The sequence below is a fragment of the Neisseria brasiliensis genome (assembly GCF_009671065.1).
GTDB lineage: Bacteria > Pseudomonadota > Gammaproteobacteria > Burkholderiales > Neisseriaceae > Neisseria > Neisseria brasiliensis.
Map to the genome: position 1 here is coordinate 1,312,086 of NZ_CP046027.1, position 15,740 is coordinate 1,327,825.

The 15,740-nt window shown below is 49.4% G+C and carries 19 protein-coding genes; 1 reads left to right on the forward strand and 18 read right to left on the reverse strand.

What is annotated here, in order from left to right:
* Positions 1 to 351 precede the first annotated feature (351 nt).
* From cysS to obgE, 4 genes are read right to left on the reverse strand one after another with little or no spacing between them, the layout of a single operon-like run.
* Positions 352 to 1,755 carry a cysteine--tRNA ligase gene (gene cysS, locus GJV52_RS06720; RefSeq protein WP_095503004.1) on the reverse strand — a complete coding sequence of 468 codons (1,404 nt, stop codon included), beginning with the start codon at positions 1,753 to 1,755 and terminating at the stop codon, positions 352 to 354.
* Positions 1,756 to 1,764: 9 nt separating this feature from the next.
* Positions 1,765 to 2,814: a HaeII family restriction endonuclease gene (locus tag GJV52_RS06725; protein ID WP_229436924.1), complete on the reverse strand. Its 1,050-nt coding sequence runs from the start codon at positions 2,812 to 2,814 to the stop codon at positions 1,765 to 1,767.
* Positions 2,811 to 3,758, reverse strand: coding sequence for a DNA cytosine methyltransferase (dcm, locus tag GJV52_RS06730; protein ID WP_095503006.1), 948 nt, complete (start codon positions 3,756 to 3,758; stop codon positions 2,811 to 2,813). Before dcm ends, GJV52_RS06725 begins: the two co-directional genes overlap by 4 nt.
* A 58-nt stretch (positions 3,759 to 3,816) precedes the next feature.
* Positions 3,817 to 4,971 carry a GTPase ObgE gene (obgE, locus tag GJV52_RS06735; RefSeq protein WP_095503007.1) on the reverse strand — a complete coding sequence of 385 codons (1,155 nt, stop codon included), beginning with the start codon at positions 4,969 to 4,971 and terminating at the stop codon, positions 3,817 to 3,819.
* A gap of 237 nt (positions 4,972 to 5,208) precedes the next feature.
* On the opposite strand from obgE, the gene sodA reads away from it, so the two are divergent.
* Positions 5,209 to 5,829, forward strand: a complete 621-nt coding sequence (sodA, locus tag GJV52_RS06740) for a superoxide dismutase [Mn] (RefSeq protein ID WP_100563864.1) — start codon at positions 5,209 to 5,211, stop codon at positions 5,827 to 5,829.
* Between the two features lie 211 nt (positions 5,830 to 6,040).
* Here the strand turns inward: sodA and GJV52_RS06745 are convergent, their stop codons facing one another.
* From GJV52_RS06745 to GJV52_RS06810, 14 genes are all read right to left on the reverse strand, one after another.
* Entirely contained in the window at positions 6,041 to 6,529 is a 489-nt protein-coding gene (locus tag GJV52_RS06745; RefSeq protein WP_095503009.1) for a peroxiredoxin family protein, read from the reverse strand.
* The gene (locus GJV52_RS06750; RefSeq protein ID WP_095503010.1) at positions 6,526 to 6,912 is read right to left on the reverse strand and encodes an acyl-CoA thioesterase; all 387 of its coding nucleotides are present in this window, start codon (positions 6,910 to 6,912) and stop codon (positions 6,526 to 6,528) included. The genes GJV52_RS06745 and GJV52_RS06750 overlap by 4 nt, the downstream gene beginning before the upstream one ends.
* Before the next feature lie 69 nt (positions 6,913 to 6,981).
* Positions 6,982 to 7,344, reverse strand: a complete 363-nt coding sequence (locus GJV52_RS06755) for a VacJ (RefSeq protein ID WP_095503011.1) — start codon at positions 7,342 to 7,344, stop codon at positions 6,982 to 6,984.
* Positions 7,345 to 7,661: 317 nt separating this feature from the next.
* Positions 7,662 to 8,498, reverse strand: coding sequence for an MlaA family lipoprotein (locus GJV52_RS06760; protein WP_100563862.1), 837 nt, complete (start codon positions 8,496 to 8,498; stop codon positions 7,662 to 7,664).
* A complete protein-coding gene (locus GJV52_RS06765; protein ID WP_095503013.1) occupies positions 8,495 to 8,773 on the reverse strand; it encodes an STAS domain-containing protein in 279 nt (92 codons plus the stop codon). Before GJV52_RS06765 ends, GJV52_RS06760 begins: the two co-directional genes overlap by 4 nt.
* Before the next feature lie 61 nt (positions 8,774 to 8,834).
* Entirely contained in the window at positions 8,835 to 9,425 is a 591-nt protein-coding gene (locus GJV52_RS06770; RefSeq protein ID WP_095503014.1) for an MlaC/ttg2D family ABC transporter substrate-binding protein, read from the reverse strand.
* A gap of 36 nt (positions 9,426 to 9,461) precedes the next feature.
* Positions 9,462 to 9,971 carry an outer membrane lipid asymmetry maintenance protein MlaD gene (gene mlaD, locus GJV52_RS06775; RefSeq protein WP_100563860.1) on the reverse strand — a complete coding sequence of 170 codons (510 nt, stop codon included), beginning with the start codon at positions 9,969 to 9,971 and terminating at the stop codon, positions 9,462 to 9,464.
* Between the two features lie 5 nt (positions 9,972 to 9,976).
* Complete coding sequence (gene mlaE, locus GJV52_RS06780) at positions 9,977 to 10,753, reverse strand: lipid asymmetry maintenance ABC transporter permease subunit MlaE (RefSeq protein WP_095503016.1); 777 nt, start codon at positions 10,751 to 10,753, stop codon at positions 9,977 to 9,979.
* Between the two features lie 63 nt (positions 10,754 to 10,816).
* A complete protein-coding gene (locus tag GJV52_RS06785; protein ID WP_157798121.1) occupies positions 10,817 to 11,338 on the reverse strand; it encodes an RDD family protein in 522 nt (173 codons plus the stop codon).
* Between the two features lie 61 nt (positions 11,339 to 11,399).
* Positions 11,400 to 12,203, reverse strand: coding sequence for an ABC transporter ATP-binding protein (locus GJV52_RS06790; RefSeq protein ID WP_100563856.1), 804 nt, complete (start codon positions 12,201 to 12,203; stop codon positions 11,400 to 11,402).
* Between the two features lie 437 nt (positions 12,204 to 12,640).
* A complete protein-coding gene (locus GJV52_RS06795; RefSeq protein ID WP_195690083.1) occupies positions 12,641 to 13,294 on the reverse strand; it encodes an HAD-IA family hydrolase in 654 nt (217 codons plus the stop codon).
* A 102-nt stretch (positions 13,295 to 13,396) separates the two neighbouring features.
* A complete protein-coding gene (locus GJV52_RS06800) occupies positions 13,397 to 13,603 on the reverse strand; it encodes a hypothetical protein (protein WP_100563854.1) in 207 nt (68 codons plus the stop codon).
* Entirely contained in the window at positions 13,600 to 14,163 is a 564-nt protein-coding gene (locus GJV52_RS06805) for a hypothetical protein (protein ID WP_095503021.1), read from the reverse strand. Before GJV52_RS06805 ends, GJV52_RS06800 begins: the two co-directional genes overlap by 4 nt.
* A 30-nt stretch (positions 14,164 to 14,193) precedes the next feature.
* Positions 14,194 to 15,183 (reverse strand): RluA family pseudouridine synthase, encoded by a 990-nt coding sequence (locus GJV52_RS06810; protein ID WP_095503022.1) that lies wholly within the window; start codon positions 15,181 to 15,183, stop codon positions 14,194 to 14,196.
* Positions 15,184 to 15,740: the final 557 nt, after the last annotated feature.

Sequence of the window (15,740 nt, forward strand, 5' to 3'; positions counted from 1 at the left end):
AGGGAAATAAAAATTTCGTGCTAGAAAATGAGCAAGTGATTAGGATATTTTAAATCCTGTTAAGATAAAAATTAATGATTTTAATGATGGCTGCGCTGGTGTGATTGAGGCTGCTGTTGTCGCACTTAATGGGAATGGAGTGGATTTTTTATGTTGTTGTTTGTCATTGGTTTATATGGGTGAGATAAAGACATCGATGTCTTTAATGGTTTACCGGTCACAAAATATTAATATTTTGATGATTTCAGCAGAAGATTTGGCAAAATACCATAAAAAAGCTTCGTTTGGCCTGAAAAATATCAGACCAAACGAAGCTTTTCACCAACCGATTGAATCGGGGTCTGTCAGGTTTTAGCCACGGCGCCAAGTAGTCACGCCGGATTTGTCTTCCAGAATAATGTTTTCTGCCGCCAATACATCACGGATGCGGTCGGATTCTGCCCAATTCTTATCGGCGCGCGCCTGTTTGCGGGCTTCGATCAGCGCTTCGATTTCTTCGTTAGACAGGCCGTCTGAAACGCTGCCGCCTTGTAAAAACTCAGTTGGGTCGCGTTGCAACAGGCCGATGGTGCCGCCCAAATGTTTCAGGCAGGCGGCGAGGTCGGCGTTTTGCGTTTTGTTGACTTCATTTGCCAGCTCAAACAACACCGCCATGGCCTGCACGGTGTCGAAATCATCATCCATCGCGGCTTGGAAGCGGCGCACATAATCGTTGTCCGCATTAAAGCTTTCAGACGGCATGGTGTTTTTCAGCGCGGTGTACAAACGCGTCAACGAGCCTTTGGCATCGTCCAAATGCGCATCAGAGTAATTCAGCGGGCTGCGGTAATGCGCGCGCAAAATAAAGAAGCGCACCACTTCGGCATCATAGGCTTTCAACACATCGCGGATGGTGAAGAAATTACCCAGCGATTTCGACATTTTTTCGCCGTCGACACGGATAAAACCATTGTGCAACCAATATTTCACATGGCTTTCAATCGCTTTGCCGCCGTGGTTGTGGCCGCACGAATGACCGTGGGCACCAACGCTTTGGGCGATTTCGTTTTCATGGTGCGGAAACTGCAAATCCGCGCCGCCGCCGTGAATATCGAACGTATCGCCAAAGAGGTTTTCACTCATCGCCGAGCATTCAATATGCCAACCCGGACGGCCTTGACCCCAAGGGCTTTCCCAAGCCGGCTCGCCCGCTTTGGCCGCTTTCCACAACACAAAATCCAACGGATCGCGTTTGAAACCATCCACTTCCACGCGTTCGCCCGCGCGCAAATCATCCAGCGATTTGCCCGACAGCTGGCCGTAAGCGGCAAACTCGCGCACGGCGTAATACACATCGCCATTCTCTGCCGCATACGCCTTGCCCTTGGCAATCAAGCGCTCAATCATCGCAATCATCTGCGGAATATTTTCCGTGGCTTTCGGCTCGACATCCGGACGCAATACGCCCAAAGCCGCCGCATCTTCATTCATCGCTTCAATAAAACGCGCCGTCAACTCGCCGATGGTCTCGCCGTTTTCCGCCGCACGCACAATGATTTTGTCGTCAATATCGGTGATGTTGCGCACATAAGTGAGCGGATAATCACGTTCACGCAGCCAGCGCGCAATCATGTCGAACACCACCATCACACGCGCATGGCCGAGATGGCAATAGTCGTACACGGTCATGCCGCAAACGTACATGCGCACGTTGGCCGGATCGATGGGGGTGAAAGGTTCTTTTTGACGGGTTAGGGTGTTGTAGATGGTTAGCATGGTAAGTCATTAAAATGTAATTCGGGAAAAATCATAACCACGGTCAATAATGAATTCAGAAAACTCATTTTGCTCATTGGCTGCAGGAAATTCTCGTTTAATCTCGCTTCGGATATTTTCAAGTAACGTTTTTGCAATCGGTTGAATGCCGCGCAAAGCCCTTTCATACCATTCAATTAAATCATCTTCAGTAATAATACTTTGGATTTTATTTCTCCAGCCGATTTGACTAAGTAGCGACATAATCACAGGCTGTTCAGCTTTTTTACAAACAATCACAATTTTATCCGCACTAATTGAGCCTACAATATCTTCTGCCAATTCTTCATCTAAAGACAAGTGTTTGACTTGAATAGCCGAGCCAAAGTTTGACCACATGTCCAAACCTCGGTCGGCTGCATTGGTTACGCCTACCCGGTAAATTTTAGCCGGAATTGTCAAATTTTCTCGGTTGAGCGGTATGATTTTTTCGGCAAATTGCTGATATTCCTCCCATAAATGCAATTTTTCTTGTGGGAAACTAACAGTAACCGTTACGCCTAATTCAGCAATCAACGCATCAAATAATGCATAGACAATAATTTCGTAAATTTTATCGATGCTTCTTTTCAGCCCTGGCTCAAACCAAAATAAATTCAAAAAATCAACTAATTGAAAATTTGAACTATCATGAATGTTGCAATATTTAACAGCTTGATTCATTTGTGAAAAACGATTCAAAAAACATTGGTAGATATAACTCTCAACGTCTCCTTTTTCACGATTTAGGTCTGCCAACACAGCTAATTTTTCGGGAGGCATAGCATTATTTTCAAAGAGATTATCTTGGAATTTTGCTGATGATGTTGAAACTCTTCCTAAGAATTTCCTGCATATTTCATCACGCCAACGTTTGGATTGATTGCGATATGTTTCTAAATTCAATATATCCAATCTTTGTATACATCGGTCATGATAAAGAATTTCTGCAATCTGAATAGGCTTGTATAAATGGACTCGGGACTTTTTAATAATATTGTCTAAGGCTTGTTTTGCTTCTTGCTGGGTAACTGACATCATACTGCCTCTAATAAATCTAATTGCCCACGCTTTTCAAATTTACCTGATAAAGCTTGAATCATATTTTCTGCAATTGCTTCGATTACAGGAACAGAAACAGAATTTCCTGCTACTTTTCTGACTTGAGAATAAGGAATATTGATTTTAAAACTATCGGGAAACCCTTGAAGTCTTAACATTTCTCTCCCAGTTAACCTTCGTACGCCGTTAACTACCAAATAATTATAGCTTCCTCCTGCACGCAAAGCGCATGAGTAAGGTAAAGGAGAAATGTTCCCACCGATATTTTCATGCCATACTGACGGTATTGGAGCAGGTTTCTTCAAAGCAGCAAAACGCTTTTGTCTTAAGGATTCAGATAAGAAATAACTGGCATCGACCGTACTTTCTTCTTCTAAAATTTCATTCAACGGTCGATAAAATCCAACCGGTTCAGGAAATTCAAAATAAACATTTTCACGAAATCCGACAATATAAATCCGTTCTCGCTTTTGAGGTAGTCCGAAATCTAAAGTATTCAATACTTGATAATAAACCGTATAACCCAACTGTTTCAATGTAGCTAAAATAACATTAAAAGTACGGCCTGAGTCATGAGTAGTCAATCGTTTGACATTTTCAAGTAAAAATGCACGAGGTTTTTTAGTTCTCAAAATTTCAGCAATGTTGAAAAATAAAGTGCCTCTTGTGTCTTCAAATCCTAACCCTTTTCCGGCAATACTGAACGGCTGGCAAGGAAAACCTGCCAATAAAATGTCATGATCAGGAATTTTATCTGGGGGAATATCATTGATATCACCAAAAGGTATTTCACCGAAATTAGCCTCGTACATCTTTTGTGCATATTTATCCCACTCAGATGAAAAAACATTACTACATCCTTGCTTCTCAAATCCTAAGCGGATTCCACCAATACCTGAAAATAAATCTATAGTGCGATACATTTTATTAACCTTAAACTTTTTCAGATGGCATCAATCTCCGATGCCGTCTGAAACTTTATCACTCTGCCTTAAACACGCTGGTATCGGTTTGCGGCTGATTCTCGGCAATCTCCAACGCGGCTGCTGCTTTTTCTGCGGCGGCTTTTTCTGCGTCCAAACGTTTTTTCTCGTTCAAATACATGCTGATTTGGCGCACCAGGTCTTGTGTGCCTTGGTGTGCCAGGGCGCTGATTTTAAACAGGCGCGGGGTGTTCATGTCGAATTCGAAGCGGTCGTCGGGTGCGGGGTAGTCCCAGCCGATTTGTTCGAGGAACTCGGCGGTGCGGCGCTCGGCTTCTTCGTCATCGAGCATGTCGAATTTGTTCAGCACCAGCCAGCGCGGTTTGGCGTGGAGTTCTTCGTCGTATTTGCGCAATTCGTTGATGATGGCCAAGGCTTCTTCGGCGGGGTTGACGGTTTCATCAAACGGCACCAAATCAACCACATGCAGTAATAAACCGGTACGCGAGAGGTGTTTCAGAAAGCGGTGTCCCAAGCCGGCACCCTCTGCCGCGCCTTCAATCAGGCCGGGAATGTCGGCCATGACGAAGCTGTTGTTTTCGTCCATGCGCACCACGCCCAAGTTGGGGTGTAAGGTGGTGAACGGGTAATCGGCCACTTTCGGGCGAGCAGCGGACACAGCGGAAATCAGCGTAGATTTGCCGGCATTCGGCATACCGAGCAGTCCAACATCGGCCAACACTTTCAATTCCAATTGCAGCGAACGCGCTTCGCCTTCTTCGCCCGGTGTGGCTTGCTTCGGTGCGCGGTTGACCGATGATTTGAAATGGATGTTGCCCAAACCGCCTTTGCCGCCGCGTGCCAAACAAACGCGCTGGCCGTGGTGAGTGAGGTCGGCGACAATTTCGTCGGTATCGATGTCGCGAATCAGGGTGCCGACGGGCATGTGCAGGGTGATGTCGTCCGCGCCAGCGCCGTAACGGTCGGCACCGTGGCCTTTTTCGCCGTTTTTGGCTTGGTAGCGTTTCACAAAACGGTATTCAACCAAGGTATTTAAATTTTCATCGGCTTCAGCCCACACGCTGCCGCCTTTGCCGCCGTCGCCGCCATCGGGGCCGCCGCGCGGCACGAATTTTTCACGGCGGAAACTGGCCGCGCCGTTGCCGCCTTTACCGGCGACCACTTCGATTTTTGCTTCATCAATAAATTTCATTCGGTTCTCAATATTTTTAAAAGTTGTTTGGTGTTTCAGACGGCCTATGGTGAGATTGTTTAAATAAAAAAGCAGGCCGTCTGAAAAAATAATGGGTTGAGAGTTATTATAAAGGATAAGTCAAGGGCTTGTGTGCTTATCTTCAGCGTGCGGTTGGGCTTGCATATTTTGTAAATGGAAACTAATATCAATATCATTTAATTAACCACGCACAACTGCACAGAGAAAGGAACGCACATGGCTTACACTTTACCTGAACTGGGCTACGCCTACGATGCCTTGGAGCCGCATTTCGATGAAATGACGATGAACATTCACCACACCAAGCACCATCAGGCTTATGTCAACAATGCCAACGCGGCATTGGAATCGCTACCGGAGTTTGCCGATTTACCGGCGGAAGAGCTGATTGCGCGCTTGAAAGAATTACCGACCGACAAGCAAACCGTGTTGCGCAACAATGCCGGTGGCCATGCCAACCATTCTTTCTTTTGGAAAAATCTAAAAACCGGCACGAGCTTACAAGGCCGTCTGAAAGAAACCATTGAGCGCGATTTTGGTTCGGTGGATGAATTCAAAGCCGAATTTGAAAAAGCCGCCGCCAGCCGTTTCGGTTCGGGTTGGGCATGGCTGGTGTTAGACGGCGACCGCTTGAAAGTGGTGTCAACCGCCAACCAGGATTCGCCGCTGATGGGCGAAGACGTGGCCGGCTGCAAAGGCTACCCGATTATCGGTTTGGACGTGTGGGAACACGCTTATTATCTGCAATACCAAAACCGCCGTCCGGACTACATCAAAGCGTTTTGGAATGTGGTGAACTGGGACGAAGCGGCGAAGCGTTTTGAAGAAAAAGCCTAATCGCTGATGGATTTAAAAAAGCCGAGACCTTTGCAAAATCGCCATCTTTGGCACATTTCTTCGTTATGCGCTGCTCGAAAGCTTGCCTATCTTTGTGATATGTCTGCGCTTTCTGCGCTGCTATAACTTTGAACTGTACTCAAATCTGGGGTTTTACAAAGGTCTCAGGCCGTCTGAAACTTTTGGTTTCAGACGGCCTTTTTATTGTCGCTTACTTCGCCAATTCTTGATCAATTTCTTGATAAAGCTTGTTGAAATCCGGCTCGCCGACGAAAGTTTTGAGGATTTCGCCTTTTTTGTTGATGAGCACGGAAGTGGGGTAAACCTGCGTGCCGAAGGCTTTGCCGACGATACCGTCGTTGTCATACATCACGGTAAACGGCAGACCGTATTCTTTGACGTATTGATGCACGCTCTCAATCGGGTCAATCGGCTCGGCAATGCCCAACACTTGGAAATCTTTGCCCTGATAATCGTTGGCCATTTTGATGACTTTCGGCATTTCGCTCACGCAGCCGGGGCAGGACGGGAACCAGAAATTGATAAAGGTTACCTTACCTTGCAGGCTGGCGTTGTTAACCGTTTGGCCTTGCAAATCGGTCAGGCTGAATGGCGGTGCGGATTTGTTGTCGGGAATCAGGATAAAGGCCAGCAATGCGCCGACAATGGCCACGGCGGCGAGGGTAATCAGTTTTTTCATGCGATAAAGGATTCGAGTGAGGTTAACAGGTTGTCGGGAAAGCGGATGCTGCGGCCGCTGGCGGCATCGACGGGCATCAGCGTGATGTCGGCTTCAATGGTGTTTTTGCCGCTGTGTATCAATTCGATGGTTTGCGTCAGCAGCAGGTGGCGCGCGGTTAATTCTTTGATGTGGCTGTGTACGCGCAATTCGTTGCCGTCAACAGCGGGGCGGCGGTAGCGGATGTCGATACGGGCGACAACCAAATGCACGTTGTCCAGCAGCGATAGTAAACCGCGTTGGTCGAGAAACGTCCAGCGCGCTTCTTCGAGAAACTCAAGATAGCGCGCGTGGTTGACGTGGCCGTAGCTGTCGATGTGGTAATTTCGGACGCGGATATTCATGGGTTTATGAGGCCGTCTGAAAATATAGGCGATGCGGGCTATGTGTTTTCAGACAGCCTATCAAAGAAATTAATTTAAATTCAAGGGTTGAAACGCTTCACGCGCCAATGGTTCGGCTTCCAAGTCGGTGATGACGGTGGAGAGCTGGATATCGAACCATTCGTTGAAAATATCGGCGTGCAAATCCGGCCACTCGCTTTCGTCTTCGCACCAGTCGGCCAGCTCGGCGGCGAAAATGTCTTCAAAGCGCGATTCGATTTCGTCCCACACTTCGTCGGAAGTTTCGCACGGGCGCACGAGATAGGCATTGGCATCGGCCTGTAAATCTTCCAAAGTCAAATCGGCCAGATGGTTGCCGGGCAGGGATTGCAGCCAGTTCCAAAATGGATCGAGCGGCACGAGTAAAAAGACGCTGCGGTTGACTTCGTACATGGTGGTTTCCTTTTGTTGAGTAGAGCGGTTGACCCGGTCTTTTTGCGCTGACCGTAATGGAATAATAGCCCAAAGGTGGTGTCATGCAAAGGTCTCGGCACATTTTTTCGTGATGCGCGGTGTGATGTTGAATGACACTCACATCGGGGTTTATAAAGTATTGAGGCCGTATGAACGCAATATAGGTTTCAGACGGCTCGAGACCTTTGCAAAATCCCTATCTTTGGCACATTTCTTCGTTGTGCGCTGCTACAACGTTGAACTGTACTCAAATCTAGGGTTTTACAAAGGTCTCGGTCTGTAAATCTTACGACAAATTAATCCAAGCGGATCATGCCGCTGTCGGCCGGCTGGAGATTTTCCCAGTCGTCTGTCGGGGCGGCGGTGTCGAGTTCGGCTGCTTCGATAGGCGCGTTTTGTGTGGTGCTGCCGCTGTCGACCAAATCATCGATGTCGATATCTTCGTCGGTACTTTGCACGGCTTGGCCGCCGGTTTGCTGATTGCGCACGCGCATGTATAAATCACGGGTGTAACTGTATTTGTCGATAGCGGCACCTTCCAAGCTGTCGGTCAAATCAAGCAGGCTTTCGCGGGTGTTGACAGCGTTGAGTGCGGTGGTGCTCCAGCGGCCGGCGCTGGTTTCAAACACGGCATTTTTTACCGGATAGGCTACGGTCACAGCGGTGCCTAAGGTGTCGCGCACAGTAGAAGGCCCCATCAGTGGCACAACAAAGTAATTGCTGTTTTTCCAGCCCCATGAAGCCATGGTGTCACCCAAGGAGTTTTTATTGTTCGGCACGCCGCCTGCGCCTGCCACGTCAATCAAACCGCCCAAGCCGAAGGTGGTATTCAGGCCGACACGCACCAAATCTTCGCTGGCGCGTTTGATGTCGAGACGCAATACGTTGCTGCCGAAGCTGACCACGTCACGCAAGTTGTTGAAGAAATTGCTCACGCCGGTGCGCACGGGCTGTGGCGTGACTTTACGGTAGCCGCGGGCAACAGGCGCCATGACATATTGGTCGGCTTTATCGTTAAACTTGGATACGGCGCGGTTGTAGGGCTCGTAAGGGTCGGCCGGATTACGTTCGGCAAAGGCCGGTTGGGCAGCGAATAAGCTGATGGGCAGCAGGGAAGCAGCAGTTTTTCTCATGGGGTCACCCAGTCTTTAATTTCGTACAAATCAGTCAGCGCACGCACTGATTCGGGAATGTGGCGCAGTTCGACGGCTTTGTTTTTTAAACGCAATGCGGTCAGCAGCAGCGACACGCAGGCGGAATCGGCGCGGCTGACATGGCTTAAATCAAGCGCGCTGGTTTCGTTCAGACGGCATTGCTGTTCGAATTGGCGGTAGGCTGAATCGGTGACGGTTTTGACGGTGATGTCACCGCTAAGATACAGCACGTTGTCGCGAAGTTCTGAATTCATGAGGTTTTGAGTCTATGCAGTTTGGCGTAAAAAGGCACGGCCAAAGCCGTGCGCTTAAGGATTATTTGCCGCTGTTTTTGGCTTTTAAGTCGGCAATCAGGCCGTCGATGCCTTTGGCTTTAACGGTTTCGCCGAATTGGTTGCGGTAAACGGTCACCAAGCTCGCGCCTTCAACGGCCACGTTGTACACGCGGTAGCGGTTGCCGCTTTGGTAGGTGGTGAAATCCATGTTGACCGGTTTTTCGCCGGCGGCGCTCACTTCAGCGCGCACGGTGATTTCTTTACCGTTGCGGGCAACCACCGGATTGTCTTTCACATTCACTTTGGCATTTTTGAATTTCATCATGGTGCCGGAGTAGGTGCGGATCAACAGGGTTTGGAATTCTTTGGTCAAAGCCTGTTTTTGCGCATCAGTGGCGGTGCGCCAAGGGTTGCCCACGGCCAGAGCGGTCATGCGTTGGAAATCGAAATAAGGCATGGCGTAGGCTTCGGCTTTGCGGCGGGCGGTGTTGGCATCGCCGCTTTTCAAAATGGTCAGAACCTGAGTCGCGTTTTGGCGGATTTGGTTGACCGCATCGGCAGGAGCGGCAGCCGCTAAGCTGATGCTCAATAAACCGATACTCAAGGCGCTGAAGAATGCTGATTTTTTCATGATTTGTGTATTCCTAAATTAAAAATATTGTTGTGTTTATGGGGCAGAATCTGCGTTGGCTGAAGTGGCTGCATCAGAGTCGCCGGATTGTTTTTCAGCAAAGCTGGTCATGAATTTGCCGATTAAGTTTTCCAATACCATGGCCGAGCTGGTGACGCTGATGGTGTCGCCTTCGGCCAGATTGTCCATATCGCCGCCTTGCATCAGGCCGATGTATTGCTCACCCAACAGGCCGGAAGTGAGGATTTGGGCGGAAACGTCTGTGCTGAATTCGTATTGCTTGTCGAGATTCAGGGTTACGCGTGCTTGGTAGCTTTTCGGGTCGAGGGTGATGGCAGATACTCGGCCGACCAATACCCCTGCCGATTTAACCGGCGCATTTGATTTCAAACCGCCGATGTCGCTGAAATTGGCATACACGGTGTAGGTTTGCTGCGCACTGCCCATGCCAGAGCCGCCTGCTACGCGGAAGGCCAGAAAGCCGACGGCCACCACGCCCAACAAAACAAACAAACCGACCCAAAATTCTAAAATACTTTTTTTCATTGTCGTTACTCAGTAAACATCCATGCGGTTAAAACAAAATCAATCGCCAAAATGGTTAGGGCGGAAGACACCACCGTGCGCGTGCTGGCGCGTAAAATCCCTTCGGAAGTCGGCACGCAGTGAAAACCTTGGTGCACGGCAATCAGCGTCACGGCGATACCGAAAGTCACTGATTTAATCAGGCCGTTGATGACATCGTAGCTGATGGTCATGTTGCTTTGCATTTGCGACCAGAAAATGCCGCTGTCCAAGCCCAGCCACTGTACGCCGACCAGATAGCCGCCGAAAATGCCGGCCACGTTGAAAATCGAAGCCAAAAGCGGCATGGAAAACACGCCCGCCCAAAAGCGCGGTGCCACCACGCGGGCAACGGGATCGACCGCCATCACATTCATCGCTTCAAGCTGCTCGGTGGTTTTCATCAGGCCGATTTCGCTGGTCATGGCACCACCTGCGCTGCTGGCAAACAAAATCGCCGCCAATACCGGCCCCAATTCACGCAACAGGGAAGCAGCCACCATATAGCCCAATACATCGGCGGCTTTGAATTTTGCCAATTGGGTGTAGCCTTGCAAACCGAGTACCATGCCGACAAATAAGCCCGAAACGGCAATAATCAAGACCGACATCACGCCGGCAAAATAAATCTGACGGATACTCAGACGCGGGCGGGTAAACGCCGTGGCCGATTTCGCCAGAATTTGCAGCAGAAACAGGGTCACGCTGCCGAGAGATTGGATAAAGCCCAAGGTTTTTGAGCCGACGGATTGGATAAAATTCATATTTTTAAAACAGTTATCTTTCAGACGGCCTATTTATTAGGCCGTCTGAAACCGGAAAAAGGTTTAATGGTCGGGTGCATCCACCACAATGGTTTTCGCCAACATGTCTTCCAGTGAACGGCGGTTGTAGCCGCGCGAAAGCACCAAAAAAGCATTAATCAAAATGGGCAGGCCGACCAAGCTGTTGATGGCATAAATCAACAGTTCGCGTTTGAACACATATTGCGCCGCTGTTAGTCGCTCGCCCGTTGCTTCCAACACCGGCCGAATCTTCATCAGCCGCTTGCCGACGGTTTGGCCGTGGCGGCGGATAAAATGCAGCTGCACGCCGAGATAAAACAGCAGCAACAGTAAAAAAGTGCCCAAGTTGATAAACAAAAATGCATCTGTATTGAGCGTGTATTGGTCGGTCAGACTGAATACGGCCACCATCACGATAAAACACACCGTTGCAAAAAATTGGTTAATCAACACCGCGCCCAAGCGTTTCCATGGGGAAGCCAAGTTCAGGCCGAGTTTGGCAGCGGCTTCGTTGATGGCCACGGCTGTGGTGCCGGGGCGAATTTTATATTGGGTAGAAGGCATTGGCGTCTCCTTATGTTTCAGACGGCCTTCATCATGCATCAGGCCGTCTGAATGCGTATTCTTAACCGCCCAATAAATCCTGCTGTAAAGTGGTTTGTGCCGGATAACGGTAAGCCACCGGCCCGTCGGCCAAGCCACCGACAAACTGCTGCACCCACGGTGAATCGAGTTCGCGCATTTCGGCAGGCGAGCCGCTGAACATGATTTCGCCGTGTGCCAAAAAAATCACTTGATCGACGATTTGCAGCGATTTTTCAATATCGTGCGTCACCATCACGCTGGTCGAACGCAGCGCGGTATTGGCGCGGCTGATTAAGTGGGCAATCACGCCCAACGAAATCGGATCGAGACCGGTAAATGGTTCGTCATACAGCATGATTTCGGGATCAAGCGCGATGGTGCGCGCCAAAGCCACACGCCGCGCCATGCCGCCGGAAAGTTCAGACGGCATCAGTTTTTCCACGCCGCGCAGGCCGACGGCATTGAGTTTCAGCAACACCAAATCGCGAATCACCGCTTCAGGCAGCTTGGTTAATTCGCGCATGGGGAATGCCACGTTGTCGAATACGGTCAAATCGGTAAACAGCGCGCCGTGTTGGAATAAAACCCCCATACGGCGGCGGTGTTCGTGTAATTCGGCGGCGGAAAACTTGGCCAAATCGCGGCCTTCAATCAATACCTGCCCCTGCTGCGGATGAATCTGGCCGGTAATTAAGCGCATCAGCGTGGTTTTGCCGCTGCCCGAGCCACCCATCACGGCCGCAAACGCCCCTTGCTCAATCGTGAAATTGATGTTGCTCAGAATCGGGCGGTCGCCATAGGCAAAAGCCACGTCTTTCATTTCGATAAAGGGCGTCGGGTTCATAAACAGAATGCAGGTTTGGATGTATTTTAATTACCCGCATTTTAATGCCTATGCCGGTTTAGGGCAATTTCAGACGGCCTTAAGGGCTTTAATAATTTGTTAAAACGCGTGAAAAGATAAGGCATTGGCGGATTTCAGCGGGTGGTAATCGCGCAACAGCATACATGAATGTATGTAATTGTGTGTCGGTTTGGTGGGGGTAAACAGTATTTTTTTCGATGAAGTAAATACCAAAAGGCTGAGACCTTTCCAAAATCCCTATCTTTGGCACATTTCTTCGTTGTGCGCTGTTCGAAAGCTTGCCTATCTTTGTGATATGTCTGCGCTTTCTGCGCTGCTACAACTTTGAAGTATACTCAAATCTAGGGTTTTGCAAAGGTCTCAGGCCGTCTGAAAATATTGACGTTCAGACGGCCTTTTATTATCCGCAATTCAGATCACAAAGTCGCCAAAAAATCCGGTAAAGCAGACAAATCCGGCAAAATCGTCAAATGCGGGCTGGTGCGCAGTTTTTCTTCCGTATGCGCGCCGGTGGTGACCGCAATTGCCGGCGCGCCTGCGTTGGCGGCCATGTCCAAATCATGGGTGGTGTCACCAATAACCACGGTTTCAGACGGCATCAAACCGAGCTCGTCACATAATTTCAACACCATGTCCGGCGCGGGTTTCGACGGCTGTTCGCTGGCGCAGGTGGTGGCCAGCCAAAAGTCGGCGGTGCCGGTTTGGGCGATGGAATTGTCCAAGCCCGTGCGGCCTTTGCCGGTGGCTACGGCCAGCCAATAGTCTTGTGCTTTCAATGTTTCCAAGCAGGGGATGGCATCGGGGAACAGGGTCATGTTGCGGTTGTTTGGGTTTAAGTGATGCGCGGCATAGGTTTCCATGATTTCTTCCTGCTGGCGCAAGTTCAAATCCGGTGCAAGATGGCGCACGATGGTCGGCAGGTTGTATCCGATAAGCGGGCGAATCTGGTCGGCTTCGGGCGCGGCATGGCCGTTTACGGTAAAACTTTCCTGCACGGTGGCGATAATCGGCAGGGTGGTGTCGGCCAGCGTGCCGTCCCAGTCGAAAATAACGAGTTTCGGTTTCATAATCGGTTCCTTTTTATTTTCAGACGGCCATGAAATCATGGGCAACAAGCATTTAAGGGATGGTGCAGAATGTTCAAGGCCGTCTGAAAAACCAATCCCATTTACTTATATTTTGGTACCGCGCGGCCATATAAACGGCCCAACAAACGGCATAACCGGCAGCATAATCAGGTCGCCGACAATGGCAAATGGCGTCAGAATAATTGTCGAGGCAAGACCTGTAGCAGTTAGCCCGTAATCACCTCTTTGGCTTTCAACACGGACGACTACCGGCGTTTCAAAACGGTATTCAGAAGGCAGAGGGGTCTTCATGGCGTATATTTTCCCTTGGGTGCCGTTATAGCAGCGAGGTAAAGCAGTTTTTGCTGTTGTGTGGCAGGGGTGGTGGCAAGCTTGAAGCCTAATTGGGTCAATACTGCCGTTTCGCGTTTTTTCAATGCTGGATTGGTGTTCGGTTCAAAACGGTAAGCCAGACAGATACGCTCCTTGCCATCAACATGATCAGAATAGGCTGAAAAGGTATCAGGGTTTGAGATGTATGAGTATATCCCTAATTTTTTTGGGCGGTTTTCGCGATTGACCACTTCAAACTGTTTGCTCAATTCTGTTGTCCGTAAGACTTTGACCATCTCGTTGTCGGGCGTAATGTCGGTCACATAGGGCTTTTTTTTCGCGAGCATCACCAAGCGATTGGGCGGCAGGTTTTTGCTGTCGGGTTTGGTGAAGCCGAAAGAATAGATGTTTTCATCTGTGATGACGGTTTCAGGCACCGCGTCGATGTTGTCCAATGCGCGGCTGGTTAAGTGGCAGCCGGAAAGGGCAAATGTGGCCAATACAGCGACCGATAGCTTGGATAATGTGGATTTTTTCATGATGCGTCTCCTTTGTCGTGTTTGTTTTGTTCAGACGGCCTGATGCTGATTGTCCAACATCACGATAAATTGCGTCAATTCTTGCGGCAATTCGGCTTTTAAAACCAGCTTTTCGCCCGTGAGCGGATGGTCTAAATGCAGCTCGGAAGCGTGCAGAAACATGCGCTTGAGACCGAGCTTTTGCAGGCGTTTGTTGGCTTGGTAGTCGCCGTAGCGTTCGTCACCGGCGATGGGGCTGTGTTGCGACTGCATGTGCACGCGGATTTGGTGGGTGCGGCCGGTTTTGAGCGTGGCTTCAACCAAGGTCAGCGCAGACAGGCCGACTTGGTGCAGCAGGCCGTCTGAATAGCGTTTGAGCACGCGGAAGATGGTGTGCGCCGATTGGCCGTCGTCACTCACGCGCACCATTTTTTCGCCTTGTGCGCCGGTATATTTGAATAATGGCAGTTTGACATGGAAACGGTCGTTGTTCAGACGGCCTACACCCAGCGCCAGATAGATTTTTTTCGGGTGGTCGTTGCGGATCATTTCGTGCAGTTTCACCAAGGCGCTGCGTTTTTTGGCAATCATGAGCAGGCCGCTGGTGTCTTTATCAAGGCGGTGCACCAGTTCCAGATATTTGGCTTCGGGGCGGGCTTGGCGGATTTGTTCGATTACGCCGAAGCTCACGCCGCTGCCGCCGTGTACTGCTACGCCGGAGGGTTTGTTGATGACCAACAAGGCATCGTCTTCATACACAATCTCAAATTCGCGCGCAGGGGCGGCGGTTGTGTTTTCAGACGGCCTTTGTTTTTCGGCAATGCGGATGGGTGGAATGCGCAAAATTTGGCCGGCTGCGATGCGGGTGTCGGGTTTACAGCGCTTTTTATCCAGCCGCACTTCACCGGCGCGGATAATGCGGTGAATATGGCTTTTCGGCACGCCCTTGAGAATTTTTATCAGATAGTTATCAAGACGTTGGCCTGCTTCGTGTTCGGTAAGGGTGATTTGGCTGACTGAATCTTTGCGTATTGGGTGCATTTTCTCTATAATCCAAACATTCGTTTTCACCGTTTTGTAAACGGGCGCGCGGCATGAAGTTGCAGCCGACGCTGCCGCAGGGAAAATCCCTTTCGGAAAACGGATTTACTGTTAAAAATAGATTTTATATTAAAAACGCACTCTACAAAGCATTTCCTTCTGTTTATGCACAGCCAGTAAACGGAAGAGCGTAATTAAGTTTGAATTGATTTGCCCATCTCACAGAGCATAAGACGAACGGATTTTCAGGGTTTTACCCCGCCGCGCAGCAATCTGAAGAATAACAACAGGCAAACGATGAAGAAGATGACGGCTACCTGATTTATGCGGCTTGATGATGTTCAACCCGCGCTTGATTTTAGGCCTGACATACTGAAAAGATGGTATACAGGCGGCGGTATCTTTTATTTTGCGATACCGAATTGTTCTTTATGACCTTCTTTATCCGAACCCGACCGCACATGACCGTATTTCTTCAGACGGCATGAAACCTTGCGGAAATTCAACTCAAAAACTGATTACATCAGGACAAACAACCTGCTTACCAAGTTTTCAAA